Origin of the sequence: Pseudomonas migulae, assembly GCF_024169315.1 — a bacterium.
Classification (GTDB): Bacteria; Pseudomonadota; Gammaproteobacteria; order Pseudomonadales; family Pseudomonadaceae; genus Aquipseudomonas; species Aquipseudomonas migulae_B.
Genome location: NZ_JALJWR010000001.1, coordinates 4,428,812 through 4,446,472, shown reverse-complemented (window position 1 = coordinate 4,446,472; position 17,661 = coordinate 4,428,812). Strand labels below are relative to the sequence as shown.

Genomic DNA, 17,661 nt, shown 5'->3' with positions numbered 1-17,661 from the left:
TCCGCCTGTAAAAAGAGTGTTCGGTGAAATAGAGGTGAAGGATCACAGTGCTGTGAAATCGATCGCCTGATACAAATCTGCGCCGATGCCGGCAAAACTCAGCATTGCCGGCAATCGCCCGGCAAAACCCTGGAAACTATGGTCGCCGCCGGCCTGGATGCGCAAGGCACAGGCCCGGTAATACTGCTGGGCGAGGCGATAATCCAGCGTTTCGTCGCCGGTCTGCAACCACACCTGATACCGCTGCGGATCCCGGGGCGCCGGCACTTCCAGCTCGGCCAGGGCCGTCACGTGGTCGTGGGTCAATTCCCAGGCCTCATCGGTATACAGGTTTTTCTGCGTCCCCAGGAACCCGTCGAACATCCGGTGCGGACTGACGGCCGGGTTGATCAACAGGGCCTTGAGGCCATGGCGCTCGGCCAGGTGAGTCGCATAGTAGCCGCCGAGTGAGCTGCCGACCAGCAGTGGCCGCCCAAGCTCGGCAATCGCCTGTTCGAGCTGACCGATGGCCTCGCGCGGATGGTGATGCAAGGCCGGAACGCGCAGGTGATCGCTCAAGCCCAGACGCTCCATCACCTGCATCAACTGAGTGGCCTTTTTAGATGCAGGCGCGCTGTTGAAACCGTGGATATAAAGGATCGAACCGGACATTTGAACTCCCTGTGCGTCGGGTAAAGAAGGCGGAGTTTACAGGGAGTTGGGGTGTCTGTGCGGACGCCTTCGCGAGCAAGCCCGCTCCCACATTCGAATGAGTTCCTTCAGGGAGAATGCATTTGAATGCGGGAGCGGGCTTGCTCGCGAAAGTCGCGCCTCGGTCTTACTGAGTAACAATAAAGTCAGTAGCCGTTGGAACCGTAGTCGACTTTGAAGTCGAATCCAGTGACGCGCTCCACGCCGGTTTCAATCTGACCATCAGGCAACAGCCGCAACCACCGATACCCCGGCGCCTGCTCCCCCACCTTGAAATCCTCGCTCCCCGGTTCGAACTGAATGCAGGTCGATGGCGAGGCCATCAGGCGCACACCGTTGCGATGCTGATCAATTTCCTGATGCACGTGCCCCCACAAGACAGCGCGCACCTGCGGAAACCGATCCAGCACGGCAAACAGCGCGTCTGGATTGCGCAATCCGATCGGCTCCATCCACGCACACCCGATCGACACTGGATGATGGTGGAAACACACCAGATGATGCCGCTCCGGCGCTTCACTCAATGAGCGAGCCAGCAGCTGCAACTGCTCATCCAGCAAAAACCCCGGCACCGACCCCGGCACAGCCGAGTCGAGCAAGGTAATGCGCCAGTTCCCGACGTCCACCACTGGTTCCAGCAGCGCGCTCTGTACCGCGGCTTCGGCCATGACCTGTGGTTCATCGTGATTACCCGGAATCCAGCGCGCCGGTGCATCGAGCTGTCGCGTCAGGTCACGAAACTGCTGATACGACTCCAGCGTCCCGTCCTGGGAAAGATCGCCACTGGCAATGATCAGATCGATCTGCGGCTGTTGCAGCCTGACCAGCTCGATGACCTTTTGCAGGCTGTCGCGGGTATTCATGCCCAGCAAAGTACCGTCCGCTTCGGCAAACAGATGGCTGTCGGACAGTTGCACCAGCAACACCGGATCGGCGGCGGTCAATGTGGATACGCTCGGCAAGGCGTTCTCCCAAGGCTGAATCACGGGATGAGTGGAGTGCCACAATTATGCTGGGGGATGATCAAAAGAGGAAACGCGCGAACCTGACGCAGTTCACAACTGTGCCCTGTCTTCCCAATATGCTCTTTTTTTGGTGAGTGGTCGTTGTTGTCAGGCAAGGCGCCGCGACGACTCATAGCTCGCTATGGGGAGGAGCGGCAACGCAGCATGACGACAATGAACACCGCCAAAAATGAGCATATTGGGAAGACAGGGCACTCAGCGCACGACTTCGTACTCATGCCCCAACGCCAGGCAATGACTCAGCCACTCCCCCAGAAACATGTTCAGCTGGGCCTTTTCGTCCGGCTGATGCATCGCGGCATTCGGGTAAGGATAGATGCCGCGAAAGCGTCGCGCATGTTCGGCGCTGACCACTTCGGCCATGCAGGCGTCGTGATAGACCTGAACTTCCAGTTGCGGCACTGGCAGCCACGGCAGGCTGTGTTCCTGGCGCACTTGCAGGGTGGTGGTGTACGGACAGACCTGCAGCACTTCAAGGGCCAGCACGCCGAGCATCTGTTCACCGTGGGTCACGGCAATGCGCCGTGCCGCCGGTTCGTTGCGCATGTCCGGCAACAGTCGCATCAGGCGCGCGTAGTTGGCCTCGCAAGAGGCTTGCAGCCCTACGAGGTCGACCCTGTAACGATCGCGCAACTTGTTTACGACCATAACCCCCTCACTTCAACGCGGTTCAATGCCAGCCATTGCAAGGCAATGATACTGGCCGCGTTGGCAATTCGTCCGTCGCGTACGGCTTGCAGCGCGTCTTCGAACGCCCAGACCGTAACGCGGATATCTTCTGCTTCTTCCTCCAGCCCATGCAGGCCGCCGACCCCGGTTGTCTCGCAACGCCCCAGGTACAAATGCACGAATTCATTGCTGCCGCCCGGCGATGGAAAATATTTGGTCATCGGCCACAGCGCCCCGAATACAAGCCCAGCTTCCTCCTGCGCTTCGCGGTGAGCAACCTCTTCCGGCACTTCATCCTTGTCGATCAGACCGGCGACCAGTTCGATCAGCCACGGGTTATCGGTCTTGCCCATGGCGCCGACGCGAAACTGCTCGATCAGCACCACTTCGTCGCGCTGCGGATCGTAAGGCAGTACGCAGACGGCATCGTGGCGAACAAACACTTCACGATTGATTTCGCGGCTCATGCCACCGGCGAACAATTCGTGGCGCAAGTGCACACGATCAAGCTTGTAAAAGCCCTCGTAGCACTTTTCGCGCCGCACGATATCGACGGCGGTCGGAATGGCGTTGGCAAAATCAGTCATGACTATCCTCGTATGTGCAGCGAGGCTCCTGCCTCGACTTCGCGCCATCCTAACGCGCCCGTGACGTTTGATGCAGCCCCTTTCCGGTCAGCGGGATGGACGGTGAGGGCTAAACCAACTCTAATTAGCTTAGTGGCGAACTGACTGCTTCGTTGAGAGTCGAAGCGGTTAACTTTTCGCCTTTCCCTGTTTTATGAAGGACGCCCATGTCGCTTTTTAAAATCGCCTCCGTGACCGCAATCGCCCTGACCCTGGGCGCTTGCCAGAGTCTGTTCCAGCCCAACTACCGGGCGCCGCTGGAAACTACCCGCGACGCGACCGAAACGCTGAAACCAGGCTGCACCACACCCGAGTGCCCGCTGGTGAACATCGATACGCTGCGTTTTCCCGCCGAACCCCAGCTTGACGGCATCGTCGAAAAACGCCTGCTGCAAATGACCCGCACCTCGCCTGAGGCTCCTGCCGCGCCTACGCTGGCGGCGTATCGCGATGAATTCTTGCGCACCGCCGGCCCGCGCTACAGCAGTTACCTGCAAGCGAAAGTACGCGAGCAGCATGACGGCTTGGTGATCGTTGAATTTTCCAGCTACCTGGACACCGGCGGCGCGCATGGCACGCCGGGCCGCAGCTTCATCAACTATTCGCGCCAGCAGCATAAAGTGCTGACCTTGTCGGACATGTTGGTGCCGGGGCAGGAAGAGGCGTTCTGGAAAGCGGCGCAGGTTGCACACAACAGCTGGCTGATCAGCACCAAGCTCGATCAGGAACCGGAATTCGTGAAGCAGTGGCCGTTCCAGAAAACCCAGAACGTGGCGCTGACCTACGGCGGGGTGATCCTCAAGTACGAAGTGAGCACCATCGCGCCTTACGCGCTGGGCCACGTCGAACTGAAGATCCCCTACCCACGCCTGAACGGCATTCTCAAGCCCGAGCTGTTTCCCGGCCGTAACTGAAGGCCCGACCCAGCACCAGCTGAAGCAGCCCTGCCAGAATCAACGACGGCAGGGTTGCGCCGATGTCCGGATACAGATTGGCCAGCAAGTGATACGTGCTCACCCCGCCCAACCAGGCGAGCAACGCCGGCCAGCGCAATGCGGCTGACGCCACTTGAGCCGAGCGCTTGCGCAAGATGAAGTGATCCACCAGCACCACGCCGAACAGCGGCGCAAACACCGAGCCGATCAATAACAGGAAGTTCTGGTACTGAGCCAATGGTGCCAGCAAGGCGATCAGGGTGCAGACCACGCCGATGGCCAACGCCAGGTGCTCGACTTTCAAGCGCAACAGAATCCCGCTGGAAACGGCCGCCGAGTGAATGTCGGCAAAGGCATTTTCCGACTCATCGAGCAGAATCAGCAGCAGCGGAATCCCCAGGCCCGCGCCCGCCAAGGCCAGCAGCAAGGCATTCACTTCACCGCTCGGCGCGAACGCCAGGGTGTAGGCCACGCCCAGGCTCATCAGCCAGAAATTACCGATAAAGAAACCAATCGCCGTGCCGCCGAAGACATTCTTCGCACGCTTGCCGAAACGCGAGTAGTCGGCAATCAGCGGCAGCCACGACAACGGCATCGCGATAGCAATGTCGAAGCCCACGGCGAACGGCATCGAACCGTCACCGGCCTGCGCCCACAACACAGCCAGATCGGCTTTGGCGAACAGGTTCCAGGTCAGCCAGATGCACGCCGCCAGCAACAGCCAGATGCCCCACTTGCGCAGGATCTGCCGTACGAACGTCAGCGGACCGCTGACGGCCAGCAAGGTTGCCAATGCACCGAAGAACAGGGTCCAGAGCAGCGGACTGGAGAACAGACTGCCTTCGCTGAACGCACGGGCGCCGAGCAGGCTGGCCGCGTCGCGCATGACGATGATTTCGAACGAGCCCCACCCGATCAGTTGCAGCAGGTTCAGCACCGCCGGAAGGCTCGCGCCTTTCGCACCGAGGCTGAGCTTGAGTGCGGCCATCGATGACAGGCCGGTGTCGCTGCCAATCACGCCGACCGCGGCCAGCAGCAGAACGCCGACCAGCGTGCCGAGGAAGATCGCCAGCAAGGAGCCGGACAGGCCCAGGCCCGGTGCGAGCAATGCGCCGGTCTGCAAAACCATCAGGCCGATGCCGAGGGAGAACCACAGGGAAAACAGATCGCGGCCGCCGAAGACGCGTTTGTCGGTCGGCACCGCGATATCGGGGGAATAAGTGCTGGGTTGAATGCTCAAGGGTGTTATCTCAGAGGGATAAGTGTGTCATTGAGATTTTCGGTGCCTGGCCTGGCGTCTTCGCGAGCAAGCCCGCTCCCACAGTTGACCGAGTTGTCCGGGCGGACGCGGTCTAATGTGGGAGCGGGCTTGCTCGCGAAGACGCCAGCACAGGCGCCGTCAATCGCAGGTCAGATCAAACCTTCTTGTACAGCTGACTGCCTTCCTGCTTGAACCGCTCCGCCTGTTCCGCCAGTCCCTTGGCGACTTCGGCGTCGATCGTTTCGATCCGCTGGTTGGCCGCGTATTCACGCACTTCCTGGGTGATTTTCATCGAGCAGAATTTCGGCCCGCACATGGAGCAGAAATGCGCGACCTTGGCCGAATCCTTCGGCAGGGTTTCATCGTGATACGAACGCGCGGTGTCCGGATCAAGGCCGAGGTTGAACTGGTCTTCCCAACGGAATTCGAACCGCGCCTTGCTCAAGGCATTGTCGCGGATCTGTGCACCCGGATGCCCCTTCGCCAGATCGGCGGCATGCGCGGCGATCTTGTAGGTGATGATCCCGGTCTTCACGTCATCCTTGTTCGGCAGGCCCAAGTGTTCCTTCGGCGTCACGTAGCAAAGCATCGCGCAGCCGAACCAGCCGATCATCGCCGCCCCGATACCGGAGGTGATGTGGTCGTAGCCCGGCGCGATGTCGGTAGTCAGCGGGCCGAGGGTGTAGAACGGTGCCTCGTCGCAGCACTCGAGCTGCTTGTCCATGTTCTCTTTGATCAGCTGCATCGGCACGTGGCCAGGGCCTTCGATCATGGTTTGCACGTCGTGTTTCCAGGCGATCTTGGTCAGCTCGCCAAGCGTTTCCAGCTCACCGAACTGCGCGGCATCGTTGGCGTCGGCAATCGAACCCGGACGCAAGCCATCGCCCAGCGAGAAGCTGACGTCGTAGGCCTTCATGATTTCGCAGATCTCTTCGAAATGCGTGTAGGCGAAGTTTTCCTTGTGGTGCGCCAGGCACCACTTGGCCATGATCGAACCGCCACGGGAAACGATGCCGGTCACGCGCTTGGCGGTCAGCGGCACATAGCGCAGCAATACGCCGGCGTGGATGGTGAAGTAGTCGACGCCCTGCTCGGCCTGTTCGATCAGCGTGTCGCGGAACAGCTCCCAGGTCAGGTCTTCGGCGGCACCGCCGACTTTCTCCAGCGCCTGGTAAATCGGCACGGTACCGATCGGCACCGGCGAGTTGCGGATGATCCACTCGCGGGTTTCGTGAATGTGCTTGCCGGTGGACAAGTCCATGATGTTGTCCGCGCCCCAGCGAATGCCCCAGGTCAGTTTCGCCACTTCTTCTTCGATGGACGAACCCAAAGCGCTGTTGCCGATGTTGCCGTTGATCTTCACCAGGAAGTTACGGCCGATGATCATCGGTTCCAGTTCGGTGTGGTTGATGTTGGCCGGAATGATCGCGCGACCGCGGGCGATCTCTTCACGGACAAATTCAGGGGTGATGATTTTCGGCACGCTGGCGCCGAAGCTGTGCCCGGCGTGCTGCTGATCCAGCAGGCCGGCGGCGCGAGCCACTTCGAGCTTCATGTTTTCGCGGATGGCAACGAATTCCATCTCGGGCGTAATGATGCCCTGGCGCGCGTAGTGCATCTGGGTGACATTGCCGCCGGCCTTGGCGCGACGCGGGTTGTTCACATGGGCGAAGCGCAGCTTGGTCAGCTCCGGATCGGCAAGGCGCTCCTTGCCGAAGTTCGAGCTCAAGCCTGGCAGGCGCTCGGTGTCGCCACGGGCTTCGATCCACGGCGAACGCACATCAGCGAGGCCTTTGCGTACGTCAATGATGACGTTGGGATCGGTGTACGGGCCCGAGGTGTCGTACACGACGACCGGAGCGTTGATCTCGCCGCCAAAGTCGGTCGGCGTCACATCGAGGCTGATTTCGCGCATCGGCACGAGGATGTCCGGACGAGAGCCCTGGACATAGATTTTTTGCGAACGGGTAAACGGCTGAACCGATTGTTGATCGACTTGGGCCGAATCACTCAGGTTCGTAGTGTTTTTTAGTTTTATCGTCATCACGGGCTCTCCAGACAGCATCCAGGCAGTGGAATTTTGTCGGAGCGAACCTGTAACGAATGGACGCGACCAATCAGCCATGACAACGCTGTTGGTGCTGTGCTCAGTGCTCGAGGGGTGTTCGATTGTCGAACAACATCCCGGACGAAGCACAAGAGGACTCGCCGGGTGACGAGAAATCTTGTTCCCTACGCAGGCGCTAACCTGATCAGGTTCAACGGGATCCGAAATTATTCGATCTCAGCCTCATAGCAAGGCACCCCGACAAGAACCCGGCCAGTCTAGACACAACTGGCAAAGAACGCCAACACCGCGGTAAACACCATGATGAATGGCGCAATTACAGGATTGTTGCGGATCGAGCGTGCAACTACACTCGCATCGGCCATGCTGCACATTGACGCTACATGGCCTGCGCCGTACCTTTGGCGCTCAAATTATCAGCGTAATTTTTAGGGATGGCCGCATGCTGCGCAAACTTTCACTGGCCCTTGCCGTGTCTTGTGCTTCCAATGGAATGGCCTGGGCAGCAGAAGCGCCCTTATCGACCAAGACCGATCTGGTCAGCGTCTACCAGGAAGCGGTGGACAACAACGCCGACCTGGCCGCTGCCCGCGCCCAGTACGGCGCGCAGAAAGAAGTCGTGCCCCAGGCCCGCGCCGGCCTGCTGCCGAATATCTCGGGCGGCGCCCAGGTGGCCAATGTGCGCACCGACATCGATCAACCGGCGGCCATTGCCAACCGCAGCGCCAATTCCTATCAGGCAACATTGGCTCAGCCGCTGTTTCGCGCTGATCGCTGGTTCCAGTACCAGGCCGCCAAGGACGTCAATGAACAGGCCGCGCTGCAACTCTCCGCGACCGAGCAAAACCTGATTCTGCAAACCGCTGAAAACTACTTCAACGTTCTGCGCAGCCAGGACAACCTGGCCTCGACCAAGGCTGAGGAAGCGGCGTTCAAACGCCAACTCGATCAATCCAATGAACGCTTCGACGTCGGCCTGTCGGACAAGACCGACGTGCTGCAATCCCAGGCCAGTTACGACACGGCACGGGCCAACCGGATCGTTGCCCAGCGCCAGGTCGATGATGCGTTTGAAGCGTTGATCACCCTGACCAACCGTCAGTACAACTCGATTCAGGGCATCGTCCACACCTTGCCGATCCTGCCGCCGGCCCCCAACGATGCCAAGGCCTGGGTCGACACCGCCGCCAAACAGAACCTGAATCTGCTGGCCAGCAACTACGCGGTCAGCGCCGCCGAAGAAACGCTCAAGCAGCGCAAGGCCGGTCACGCGCCGACGGTGGATGCGGTGGCCAAGTATGAGAAAGGCGACAACGACGCTTTTGGTTTCAGTAACCCGAATGCCTTCGGTCAGTCTTATGGTGGCCCTGTCGAGCAAACGACGCTGGCCTTGCAGTTGAACATCCCGATCTACAGCGGTGGGCTGACCAGTTCGCAGGTCCGCCAGTCGTACTCGCAACTCGACCAGACCGAACAACAGCGTGAGAGCCTTCGTCGGCAAGTGGTGGAAAACACCCGCAACCTGCACCGCGCGGTGAACACCGATGTGGAACAGGTGCAGGCCCGCAAGCAGTCGATCATCTCCAACCAGAGCGCGGTGGAAGCCACCGAAATCGGTTATCAGGTCGGCACGCGCAACATCGTCGATGTGCTGGATGCCCAACGTCAGCTGTACACCTCGGTGCGCAACTACAACAACACCCGCTACGACTACATCCTCGACAACCTGCGCCTGAAGCAGGCCGCCGGCACGTTGAACCCGGGGGACTTGCAGGATCTGAAGCGCTACCTCAAGGCCGACTACAACCCGGACAAGGACTTCCTGCCGCCGGATCTGGCCAAGGCTGCGGCAGAGCAGCTCAAAGCCCGGCCTTGACGCAAAACCTGTAGGAGCACGGCTTGCCGGCGAAGGCGATCTCACTGACGCCTCCGCCGGCAAGCCTGGCTCCTACGGATTACAGGGACGTTCGAAATCAAAGGTCCCCACTGGTTACCGGTCGATCAACCGCCCCAACCCATCCAGCAACCGCTGCAACGCCCCCTGATTGCTGCGCATCACCTTCAACCCCGCCTCCGCCATCCGCTGTGCATCGCGCGGTAATTCGAACAGTCGCTGTACCGCCAGCGCCAGACCTTCGGCGTCCTCCACTTCCTGCAACGCTCCGGCACTGCGCAATTGCGCGGCGATTTCCAGAAAGTTGAACAGGTGCGGCCCACTCAGCACCGGTTTTGCCAGCGCTGCAGGTTCCAGCAGGTTATGGCCACCGTTCGGCACCAGGCTGCCGCCGACAAAAGCGCTGTCGGCCAGGGCGTACAGAAACAGCAGCTCGCCCATGGTGTCGCCGAACAACACCGAAGTCCCGGCGGTCACCGGCTCGCCGGTGGAACGACGGACCGTGGCGAAGCCCTGTTGCTTGCACAGGTCGAACACCGAATTGAAACGCTCCGGATGACGCGGCACCAGAATCAGCAACGCATCGGGATGACCGGCGAGCAACTGACGGTGCGCCGCCAACACCACTTCATCTTCACCGTCGTGCGTACTGGCGGCGATCCACACCGGACGCTCCTGAGCCTGCCATTGCCCGCGCAACTCGGCGGCACGCTGGAGCAGTTGCGGGTCGATGGTCAGGTCGAACTTGATCGAACCGGTCACCTCAACGGTTTCTGCACGGGCGCCCAAATCACGGAAGCGCTGGGCCTCGGCTTCGGTCTGCACCGCGAACAGACTCATCTCGGCGAGCATCGGCTGGGTCAGCTTGCCGAAACGGCCATAGCCTTTGGCCGAACGTTCGGACAGTCGCGCGTTGGCCAGTGCCACGGGAATCCCGCGTTTGGCGCATTGGTGGATATGGTTGGGCCAGAGTTCGGTTTCCATGATCACCGCCAGTGTCGGCTGGACCCGATCAAGAAACCGCGCTGCTGCGCACGGCAAGTCATAAGGCAGATAACAGTGCTGGATGCGCGGCTCGTTGGCGAACAAGGCCTGGATGCGTTCGGACCCGGTCGGGGTCATGCAAGTCACGGTGATCGGCAGCGCCGGATAGCGTTGCAGCAACGCGCGAATCATCGGCGCTGCCGCAATGCTTTCGCCCACGGACACCGCGTGCACCCAGATGCCGCCCGGCTTCATCACCGGCAGCCCGAAGGAGAAACGCTCGCCGATGCGTTTGGCATACGCCGGCGCCTTGCGCGAGCGCAGCCATAGCCTGATCGCTACCAGTGGCAGTCCGAGGTAAAACAGTGCGGTGTAGAGAGTTCTATTCATGGCGGCGGAGTTTATCGGCTTTTCTCGCCGATCGCCTGCAAGTGCACGGCAAAACGTTCCGCGAGCCAACGGGCGGCCGGGCCAAGGGGCTCGTCGCGGCGCCACACCAATTCCACTACTAGCGCCGGTGGCGTCCATTCGCTGACCAGTTCGATCATCTGCCCCTGATACGCCGGGTACTGCACCACGTGCCGTGGCAGCCAGGCCCAGCCGAGACCGCGGATTAGCCATTCGGCCATCACATAGAAACTGTCGGCCCGCCAGACCTGCGGGCTGGCCGGCTCGCTGCCAGGGTAGACGCTGGACTGCGTGGACATCAGCAGCTGTCGATGCTGCGCCAGTTCCTGACAGTTCACCGCCGCCTTCGTCGCCAACGGATGCCCGACGCCACAGACAGTGACCATTTCAACGCTGCCCAGCACGCGCCGCTCAAGCGCTTCGGGAATCTGATCGTGATAAAACAGCAAACCCAGATCGGCCCGACGCTCCACCAGTTTGCGCGCCACATCACCCTGGGCCGCGCTGGTCAATTGCACTTCGAGGCTGGGGAATTGCTCGGCAAGCGCTTCGAAACTTTCGATGATCGGCTGGTAGGGCATCGCCTCATCCTGAGCCACACGCAGTCGAGCCTCTTGCCCGCGCATCATCGCCAGCGCCCGGCCGTTGAGGCGCTCGCACTGGCGCAGCACCTCCCGCGCCTCCTCCAGCAAGGCGTTACCCGCCTCGGTGAGTTTCGGCTGACGGCCGCTGCTGCGGTCGAACAGGCTCACACCCAAGTCCTCCTCCAGCAACGCAATCGAGCTGCTGACCGCCGACTGCGCCTTGCGCTGATCCCGTGCGACGGCGGAAAACGAGCGCTGCTCCGCGACACTGACAAACAAGCGCAGCTGTTCCAGATTCCATTGCATGTTCATGGGCAAACCCATCTTCAGGACAGATAGGTAATGACTTTACCGCATCTGAGGAATCACTAGAATGCCGACCTCAGAAAGCAGCACTTCACACGAGGATGCAACCATGACCGCTTACTACTACCTGGCCATTGCCATCTGCGCCGAAGTGATCGCGACTGTTTCGATGAAAGCGGTCAAAGGCTTCAGCACGCCGCTGCCGCTGATTCTGGTGATCGTCGGCTACGGCATCGCCTTCTGGATGCTCACACTGGTAGTGCGCAGCGTGCCGGTGGGTGTGGCTTACGCGGTGTGGGCTGGCATGGGGATCGTAATGGTCAGCGTTGCCGCGCTGTTTATTTACGGGCAGAAGCTGGATGTGCCGGCGATGCTGGGGATGGCGCTGATTGTGCTGGGGGTTGTAGTGATCCAGCTTTTCTCGAAAACCGCCGGGCACTGAAGCCGAAACACGATTCATTGTGGGAGCGGGCTTGCTCGCGAAGAGGCCGTGTCAGTCGACATCTTTGTGGCCTGACACACCGCTTTCGCGAGCAAGCCCGCTCCCACAGGTTTTGCGTACACCCTGATTGATCCAACAAATCCCCTCTTCTTCGAGTCTGTATACTGCGCCCTCGTCTTGAACACTGAGGTCGCCGAATGCCATCCGTTATTTCCACCGACGTTCTGATTGTCGGCGCTGGTGTCGCCGGCCTCTGGCTGAATGCGCGCCTGCGCCGCCAGGGTTTTTCGACCGTGCTGGTGGAAAGCGCCACGCTCGGTGGCGGGCAGAGTGTGAAATCCCAGGGGATCATCCATGGCGGCGCCAAGTACGCGCTGCATGGCGCCCTGACCGGCGCTTCGGAAGCCATCGCCGACATGCCGCGGCGCTGGCGTGAAGCCCTGGCCGGCGACGGCGAGCTGGACCTGTCCGGCGTGCGCCTGTTGTCCGAAGCCCACTACCTCTGGTCGCCCGGCACGATCGCCGGCAACCTCACCAGTTTCTTCGCCAGCAAAGCCGTGCGTGGCCGCGTCGACCAGGTCAAGGGCGATCAATTACCGCCGGCCCTGCAAGACAAGCGCTTCAAGGGCAAGGTCTATCGCCTGGCGGAACTGGTGATCGACGTGCCGAGCCTGATCCAGCGCCTGGCCGATCTGGCGGGTGATGGCCTGCTCGCCGGTCAGAACATCGAACCGCTGCTCGACGGTGGCATTCTGGTGGGCCTGAAGGTCGACGGGCGCGAGATCCGCGCCCAGCGCATCGTCTTGAGCGCCGGCGGCGGCACGGCGGCGCTGCTTGAAGCGCTGGGCCTGAGCCAGCCTGCGATGCAACGCCGACCGCTGCACATGATCATCGCCAAGGGCCCGAGCCTCAAACCGCTGTACGCCCACTGCCTGGGCGGCGGCACCAAACCGCGCATCACCGTCACCACGCACCCGGCCGCCGATGGCCAATGGGTCTGGTACCTGGGTGGCGACATCGCCGAAGCCGAAGGGGTTGCCCGCGAACCCGCCGAGCAGATTGCCACCGCGCAGAAAGAACTCGGTCAGTTGCTGCCATGGATCGACCTGAGCACCGTGCAATGGGCGACTTTGCGCGTGGACCGCGCAGAGCCGCTGCAATCGGGCCTGACTCGTCCGGATAATGCCTTCCTTGCCGAAGAAGGCCGTTTGCTGGTCGGCTGGCCCACCAAACTGGCGCTGGCGCCGGACTTTGCCGACCGCGTGATCAATGCCCTGCAACGTGACGGCATCCAGCCGGGCCACCCGGCGCCATTGCCCGAATTGCCAAAACCGCCCATGGGCGTCCCGGCCTGGGAGCAACTGCTGCCATGAGCCAACCCACCCTGCACGATTTGCATCGCCCATTGGGCAGCACTGGCCTGATGGTTTCGCCGCTGGGCCTGGGCACGGTCAAGCTCGGCCGCGATCAAGGGGTGAAGTACCCCAATGGCTTCCAGATTCCCGGCGATGACGAAGCGCGCATGCTGCTCAAACTCGCGCGCGACCTGGGCATCAACCTGATCGACACCGCCCCGGCCTATGGCCGCAGTGAAGAACGCCTCGGCCCGTTGCTGAGGGGGCAGCGCCAGGATTGGGTGATCGTCAGCAAGGTCGGCGAAGAGTTTGCCGACGGGTTGTCTCGCCATGATTTCAGTGCCGCGCATACTCGCCTGTCAGTGGAACGCAGTCTGCAGCGTCTGGAAACGGATTTTATCGATCTGGTGCTGGTGCATTCCGACGGCAACGACCTGGCGATCCTCAACGACAGCGAGGTCTACGCGACCCTCGCCGCGCTCAAGGCCGAAGGCAAGATTCGCGGCTATGGTTTCTCCGGTAAAACCGTCGAAGGTGGCTTGAGGGCTCTGGAGCAAGGTGATTGCGCGATGGTCACCTACAATCTGAACGAGCAGAACGAGAAGCCGGTCATTGACTATGCTGCTGCTCACGGCAAAGCCATCCTGGTCAAGAAAGCCCTGGCCAGCGGTCATGTCTGCCTGAGCCCGGGTGTGGACCCGGTGCGCGCCAGCTTCGAGTTGTTGTTTGAACACCCGGGTGTGGCCAGTGCTATTGTCGGGACCATTAATCCGCTGCACCTCGCCCACAACGTCGCGACCGTTGCCCAGGTCCTACGTAGCAACTGATGCCGCCCCACGCGGCCTTAAGCAGGAGCCGACATGCCGCGTACGCTCATTAGAAAGAACCCGAGCAACTTCAAGACCCTGCCGTTATTCGTCGAAGCGACTCCCGAAGGCTTGAGTTATCAGAGCGTCGGGATGCCGCTCAATTTTTCCCAGACCCTGCAACGTCGCCGCCCGGTGGCGGTGGCTGACAACGAGCGGTTCGCGCTGGAGCTGGCCAACCTCGGGGTTTCGGTGCGCCTGACCCTGCATTGGCAGAATCGCGATTACTGGGTGCTGGTACGCCAGCGTCGCCAGGACCGTGGCGACGTGGTGCTCAAACTGATCTCCGGTTACGTGCCCGCCCACGAGCTCAACCTGCCGCTGCACACGGCGATTCAGGAGATAGCCGAAGAGTGCCTGCTGGAAACCCCTGAAGGCTGGCTCGGTGGACGTTTCAACGAGACCTGGCTGCCAGCGCCCTACTCGTCAGCGCTGCACTATCGCGAGGCCTTGCCGTTTCGCCTCTCCCCGCTTTCCGGTTCGGCGCGCCCGGTGCGTTGCGCCAACATGCAACTGATCGAGCGTCCGCGGGCGTACGTGCACCTGCCGACCGCGTCGCTGCAATTGATCTATGACTTGCGCCTGGACGTGCCCAAGGAAGCCAAGTCCCTGAGCCTGTTTCATGTCGACGAACGACTGGAAGGCGATCAACTGGTAGCCCGCCTAGATCGAAAACGCCCGGACCTGTACTTGATGCCTCTGCAAGACGGCGTCCCGCTCCCCGAGTTGTACACGCTCAAGCGCGACAAACTTCTACCCGCCAGCACCCGCGGCCTGTATCTGGCGGAGAGCTTTGCTATCCAGGAAGGCTGGACAGTGCGCGAGGAGCGTATTCGCTGGAAGGACTGGGTGGCACAACAAGGGCTGGAAGCGCCAAAAGCCCCGCGACGGGGACTGAAGAAACTGAGCGTCAAGGCCCTGCGGCTGGTCCGGTTGGTCAGTGGAAGTTTGCGCAAATAGGTCAGGGTCGACCTAACCTCCTCGCTGCTTGTCCATCAAGGTGCGTAGCCGCGCAAAAAAATGGAAATAGCGATTCTCGCGCTTGCCCATGCCGCGTTTGGGGGAGAACGACTCTTCGGCAAAGGCTCCGTTGATACGCACACGCGACGCCTGGGTTTCCAGGGTGCAGACCTTCGCCCCTGCCTGTTGCAGTGCAAACTTGAGCAGCCGCTCGGAGTGCAACTTCCTTCCCGTCACTTTACTGAAATCGAATATGCGCTCGATCCTTTTGCCGTACGCGACGTAGGTGTCGCGACCACAAATGGCAAAACGATCATTCAGCCCGCCCCACCACTGCCAGTCGGGAACGTAAGTATTACGTCGCCGGGCTTCGGCATGCTTGAACACATAAGTGGGTAGCGGTGTGTGAAAGAAAATGTCCGGCCGCACATAGATGACGAAATCGGGATTGAAAGACTCCATCATGGTCGTGACGGTGTGCAGCGAATTGAGTTGATAGATCAGGTTTCTGAGTGAGGCGTAATCATCAGCCCAGGTATCACCCAGCGCTTTCACTTGTTCAAAGTTCCACCGATCCAGCACACCCTCGGTCGAGGTCAGTTGCCCGGTCATGGTTTCGAAGGGCTCGTAGTTGTCAGCCTTCAACTCACCTTGTTCACCCGAGCGCGAATTCTGCACTTCGTCGATTTTATACAGATGGTAAAAGCACTTTACGTTGCTGTCGGAAGGAAGCCGCGCCAGGATGTTTTCTTCAATGGAAGGAAAGCAGATTTGCGAATTTCTCGGGATACCAAAAAAAGCCACCGCAATATTCAACACTACAGCACCCCTTAAAAATAATCGGGCTCATCAGGCGGCGCCCCGCTGGCAACCGCCGATAAGTCATTCGCGACGAAACAGCTTCTGCCACCAACGGCGACCACGCAGAGGTATCACGATGACGTCTGATTTTTGCAACCAGTCCCGCTCGTAATCCCAGGCATGCCCGCCCCAGCGTTTACCCGCCTCGTTGGAAAAGCCTAACGTCATGAGCTGATAGTCATACCCTGCCTGTCCGCGCAGCCAGTCGAACAGCACCAGCGCATTGAAACCGGTGGAGGGTCCGACATAGCGCTTGCCACCCGGGCGATCGACCGGGTAGTTCCACAATGCCGGCAACGGAATACGCTCCCAATAGAGCGCCATCTGCGGCAAGGGGCACATGGCCCCGGTGCATCCCACTAACATCGTGAAACACCGCGCGTCAGCCTGCCTGAAAAGCCGTTGCACTTCAGGTCCATGGGGAAGGCCAAAAAAGTAGGCATCCGGCGAATTGAAACCATGCACGAAGAGATTAACGCTTTGTGGGGAAAGCAGCGGCGCCAGGACACAGTTGTTGAAGCTGACGACGACATCGTCGGCGCCGATGTTCAGCGCCTGGAAATCGTCCCGGCTAATGGCCGGATTGTTGGCAACCAGTAGAACCCGGGCTGCTTTGCGCAGGCACTCCTTCAGCGCTGGCGGCAGCCCGCCCGGAACAGACTGATGACCACCTGGCAGCGCATCCAGTGCCATTGACTCATCGGCTAGAGGCGGTTGATTTTCCATGGCTACCCTGGAACCTGCATACCGTAACGCAACTTTACCCACAGGCGAGTCAACACTGAAGGCGGCTGCCAGGGACGCATTTCACGTTGAATCTCGGCAGCGAGTGTGCGGCCCACACGAGCAAAGGAATACTGGCTCTCGGCGAATGCCTGCCCGTTACTGGCGATACGAGCCGTCAGCACCGGGTCACTTTGCAGCAGCCGGAGTTTTTCCACGGCCTCATCTTCAGAGTGATAGAAAACCGTATTGTGCATATCCCGGAAGCCCAGCAACTGGTCTTCTTCGCCCTGACTCCAGGCCAGTAATACACAGCCACACGCCATCGCTTCAAAGTTCTTGATCATGAACTCATTCATGCCGATATCGGCACTCACGAAAATCTTGATGCGATTGAGCATTTCCAGATACTCAGTGCCCGACTTGGTGCGGCCCACCAACATCCCGGTACGCAGGGACAGGGATTCAAGAAGCGCCCTGCGCTGCGCGTACTCGGTACTTTTCAGACTGCCCAGAAAAGCCACCGGGATGTCCCGAACACTGTTGGTGTTGTGCAGCATTTGTTCGTCATATCCTTTCGAAACGAACACTGCATCAATGTTTTCAGCTCGCATCCGCCGCGCTACGAGAGCGCCGGAAACCAGAACGCGAGAACTTGGCAGACGACTGTATAGACGCGAGTAAACCCGCCGGTATTTACTCTCGGGCATGTAGTTCTGATAAGCGTCATGCTCAAGAAACACCAGGCCCGGAATACACTTCAGGACCCGTAGTTGAGGGACCAGGCGCTTGACCCTGGAGAAGATCACTACCCGATCGAAGTCCTGGTAATTGACGGAGGCGAGAAACGGACCCAGCTTCATTTGCTGCTTTTTGCTCAGGCGATAAACGACACACTCGTCGCAGTTCAGCTGCACGATTTCATACAGCCGATCCAGGATCACGCGTTGCTCGTCCATCACCAGGAGCATGACTTTCATAGATCATTTACCACGAGACAAAGC

17 protein-coding genes and 1 riboswitch are annotated in these 17,661 nt (G+C 60.3%); of the genes, 6 read left to right on the top strand and 11 right to left on the bottom strand.

Going from position 1 to position 17,661, the window contains the following annotated elements; translation table 11 throughout:
• Window positions 1–42: 42 nt before the first annotated feature.
• From J2Y86_RS20415 to J2Y86_RS20400, 4 genes are all read right to left on the bottom strand, one after another.
• Window positions 43–651: a YqiA/YcfP family alpha/beta fold hydrolase gene (locus J2Y86_RS20415; RefSeq protein ID WP_253435495.1), complete on the bottom strand. Its 609-nt coding sequence runs from the start codon at window positions 649–651 to the stop codon at window positions 43–45.
• A 185-nt stretch (window positions 652–836) separates the two neighbouring features.
• Entirely contained in the window at window positions 837–1,652 is an 816-nt protein-coding gene (gene cpdA, locus J2Y86_RS20410; protein ID WP_253435492.1) for a 3',5'-cyclic-AMP phosphodiesterase, read from the bottom strand.
• Between the two features lie 258 nt (window positions 1,653–1,910).
• Window positions 1,911–2,363 (bottom strand): DUF1249 domain-containing protein, encoded by a 453-nt coding sequence (locus J2Y86_RS20405; RefSeq protein WP_017336229.1) that lies wholly within the window; start codon window positions 2,361–2,363, stop codon window positions 1,911–1,913.
• Window positions 2,354–2,971, bottom strand: a complete 618-nt coding sequence (locus J2Y86_RS20400; RefSeq protein WP_007902590.1) for an NUDIX domain-containing protein — start codon at window positions 2,969–2,971, stop codon at window positions 2,354–2,356. Before J2Y86_RS20400 ends, J2Y86_RS20405 begins: the two co-directional genes overlap by 10 nt.
• Window positions 2,972–3,177: 206 nt before the next feature.
• On the opposite strand from J2Y86_RS20400, the gene J2Y86_RS20395 reads away from it, so the two are divergent.
• Entirely contained in the window at window positions 3,178–3,924 is a 747-nt protein-coding gene (locus J2Y86_RS20395; RefSeq protein WP_253435490.1) for an RsiV family protein, read from the top strand.
• Here J2Y86_RS20395 and cytX read toward each other — a convergent pair.
• A complete protein-coding gene (gene cytX / locus J2Y86_RS20390; protein WP_253435487.1) occupies window positions 3,893–5,185 on the bottom strand; it encodes a putative hydroxymethylpyrimidine transporter CytX in 1,293 nt (430 codons plus the stop codon). The genes J2Y86_RS20395 and cytX overlap by 32 nt on opposite strands.
• A gap of 175 nt (window positions 5,186–5,360) precedes the next feature.
• Complete coding sequence (thiC, locus tag J2Y86_RS20385; RefSeq protein WP_253435484.1) at window positions 5,361–7,250, bottom strand: phosphomethylpyrimidine synthase ThiC; 1,890 nt, start codon at window positions 7,248–7,250, stop codon at window positions 5,361–5,363.
• 168 nt (window positions 7,251–7,418) lie between these two features.
• Window positions 7,419–7,524, bottom strand: a riboswitch (TPP riboswitch).
• A gap of 192 nt (window positions 7,525–7,716) precedes the next feature.
• On the opposite strand from thiC, the gene J2Y86_RS20380 reads away from it, so the two are divergent.
• On the top strand, window positions 7,717–9,150 hold the full coding sequence (locus J2Y86_RS20380) for a TolC family outer membrane protein (RefSeq protein ID WP_253435481.1): 1,434 nt from the start codon (window positions 7,717–7,719) through the stop codon (window positions 9,148–9,150).
• Window positions 9,151–9,264: 114 nt separating this feature from the next.
• Here the strand turns inward: J2Y86_RS20380 and waaA are convergent, their stop codons facing one another.
• Both waaA and J2Y86_RS20370 read right to left on the bottom strand, forming a co-directional pair.
• A complete protein-coding gene (gene waaA, locus J2Y86_RS20375) occupies window positions 9,265–10,542 on the bottom strand; it encodes a lipid IV(A) 3-deoxy-D-manno-octulosonic acid transferase (RefSeq protein ID WP_253435477.1) in 1,278 nt (425 codons plus the stop codon).
• 11 nt (window positions 10,543–10,553) lie between these two features.
• Window positions 10,554–11,456 carry a LysR family transcriptional regulator gene (locus tag J2Y86_RS20370; RefSeq protein ID WP_253435474.1) on the bottom strand — a complete coding sequence of 301 codons (903 nt, stop codon included), beginning with the start codon at window positions 11,454–11,456 and terminating at the stop codon, window positions 10,554–10,556.
• A 103-nt stretch (window positions 11,457–11,559) separates the two neighbouring features.
• Here J2Y86_RS20370 and J2Y86_RS20365 point away from each other — a divergent pair, with 103 nt between their 5' ends.
• The 4 genes from J2Y86_RS20365 to J2Y86_RS20350 all read left to right on the top strand — a co-directional run bounded on the left by J2Y86_RS20365 (window position 11,560) and on the right by J2Y86_RS20350 (window position 15,073).
• Entirely contained in the window at window positions 11,560–11,892 is a 333-nt protein-coding gene (locus J2Y86_RS20365) for a DMT family transporter (RefSeq protein ID WP_008027887.1), read from the top strand.
• 197 nt (window positions 11,893–12,089) lie between these two features.
• Window positions 12,090–13,265, top strand: coding sequence for an NAD(P)/FAD-dependent oxidoreductase (locus J2Y86_RS20360; RefSeq protein ID WP_253435471.1), 1,176 nt, complete (start codon window positions 12,090–12,092; stop codon window positions 13,263–13,265).
• Window positions 13,262–14,074, top strand: a complete 813-nt coding sequence (locus J2Y86_RS20355) for an aldo/keto reductase (RefSeq protein ID WP_253435468.1) — start codon at window positions 13,262–13,264, stop codon at window positions 14,072–14,074. The genes J2Y86_RS20360 and J2Y86_RS20355 overlap by 4 nt, the downstream gene beginning before the upstream one ends.
• Before the next feature lie 33 nt (window positions 14,075–14,107).
• Window positions 14,108–15,073 carry a metal ABC transporter ATPase gene (locus J2Y86_RS20350; RefSeq protein WP_253435466.1) on the top strand — a complete coding sequence of 322 codons (966 nt, stop codon included), beginning with the start codon at window positions 14,108–14,110 and terminating at the stop codon, window positions 15,071–15,073.
• 12 nt (window positions 15,074–15,085) lie between these two features.
• On the opposite strand, the gene J2Y86_RS20345 is transcribed toward J2Y86_RS20350, so the two are convergent.
• The 3 genes from J2Y86_RS20345 to J2Y86_RS20335 all read right to left on the bottom strand — a co-directional run bounded on the left by J2Y86_RS20345 (window position 15,086) and on the right by J2Y86_RS20335 (window position 17,637).
• On the bottom strand, window positions 15,086–15,892 hold the full coding sequence (locus tag J2Y86_RS20345) for a hypothetical protein (protein WP_253435463.1): 807 nt from the start codon (window positions 15,890–15,892) through the stop codon (window positions 15,086–15,088).
• 63 nt (window positions 15,893–15,955) lie between these two features.
• Window positions 15,956–16,660, bottom strand: coding sequence for a hypothetical protein (locus tag J2Y86_RS20340; protein WP_253435460.1), 705 nt, complete (start codon window positions 16,658–16,660; stop codon window positions 15,956–15,958).
• A 2-nt stretch (window positions 16,661–16,662) separates the two neighbouring features.
• Complete coding sequence (locus J2Y86_RS20335) at window positions 16,663–17,637, bottom strand: glycosyltransferase (RefSeq protein WP_253435457.1); 975 nt, start codon at window positions 17,635–17,637, stop codon at window positions 16,663–16,665.
• Window positions 17,638–17,661 lie beyond the last annotated feature (24 nt).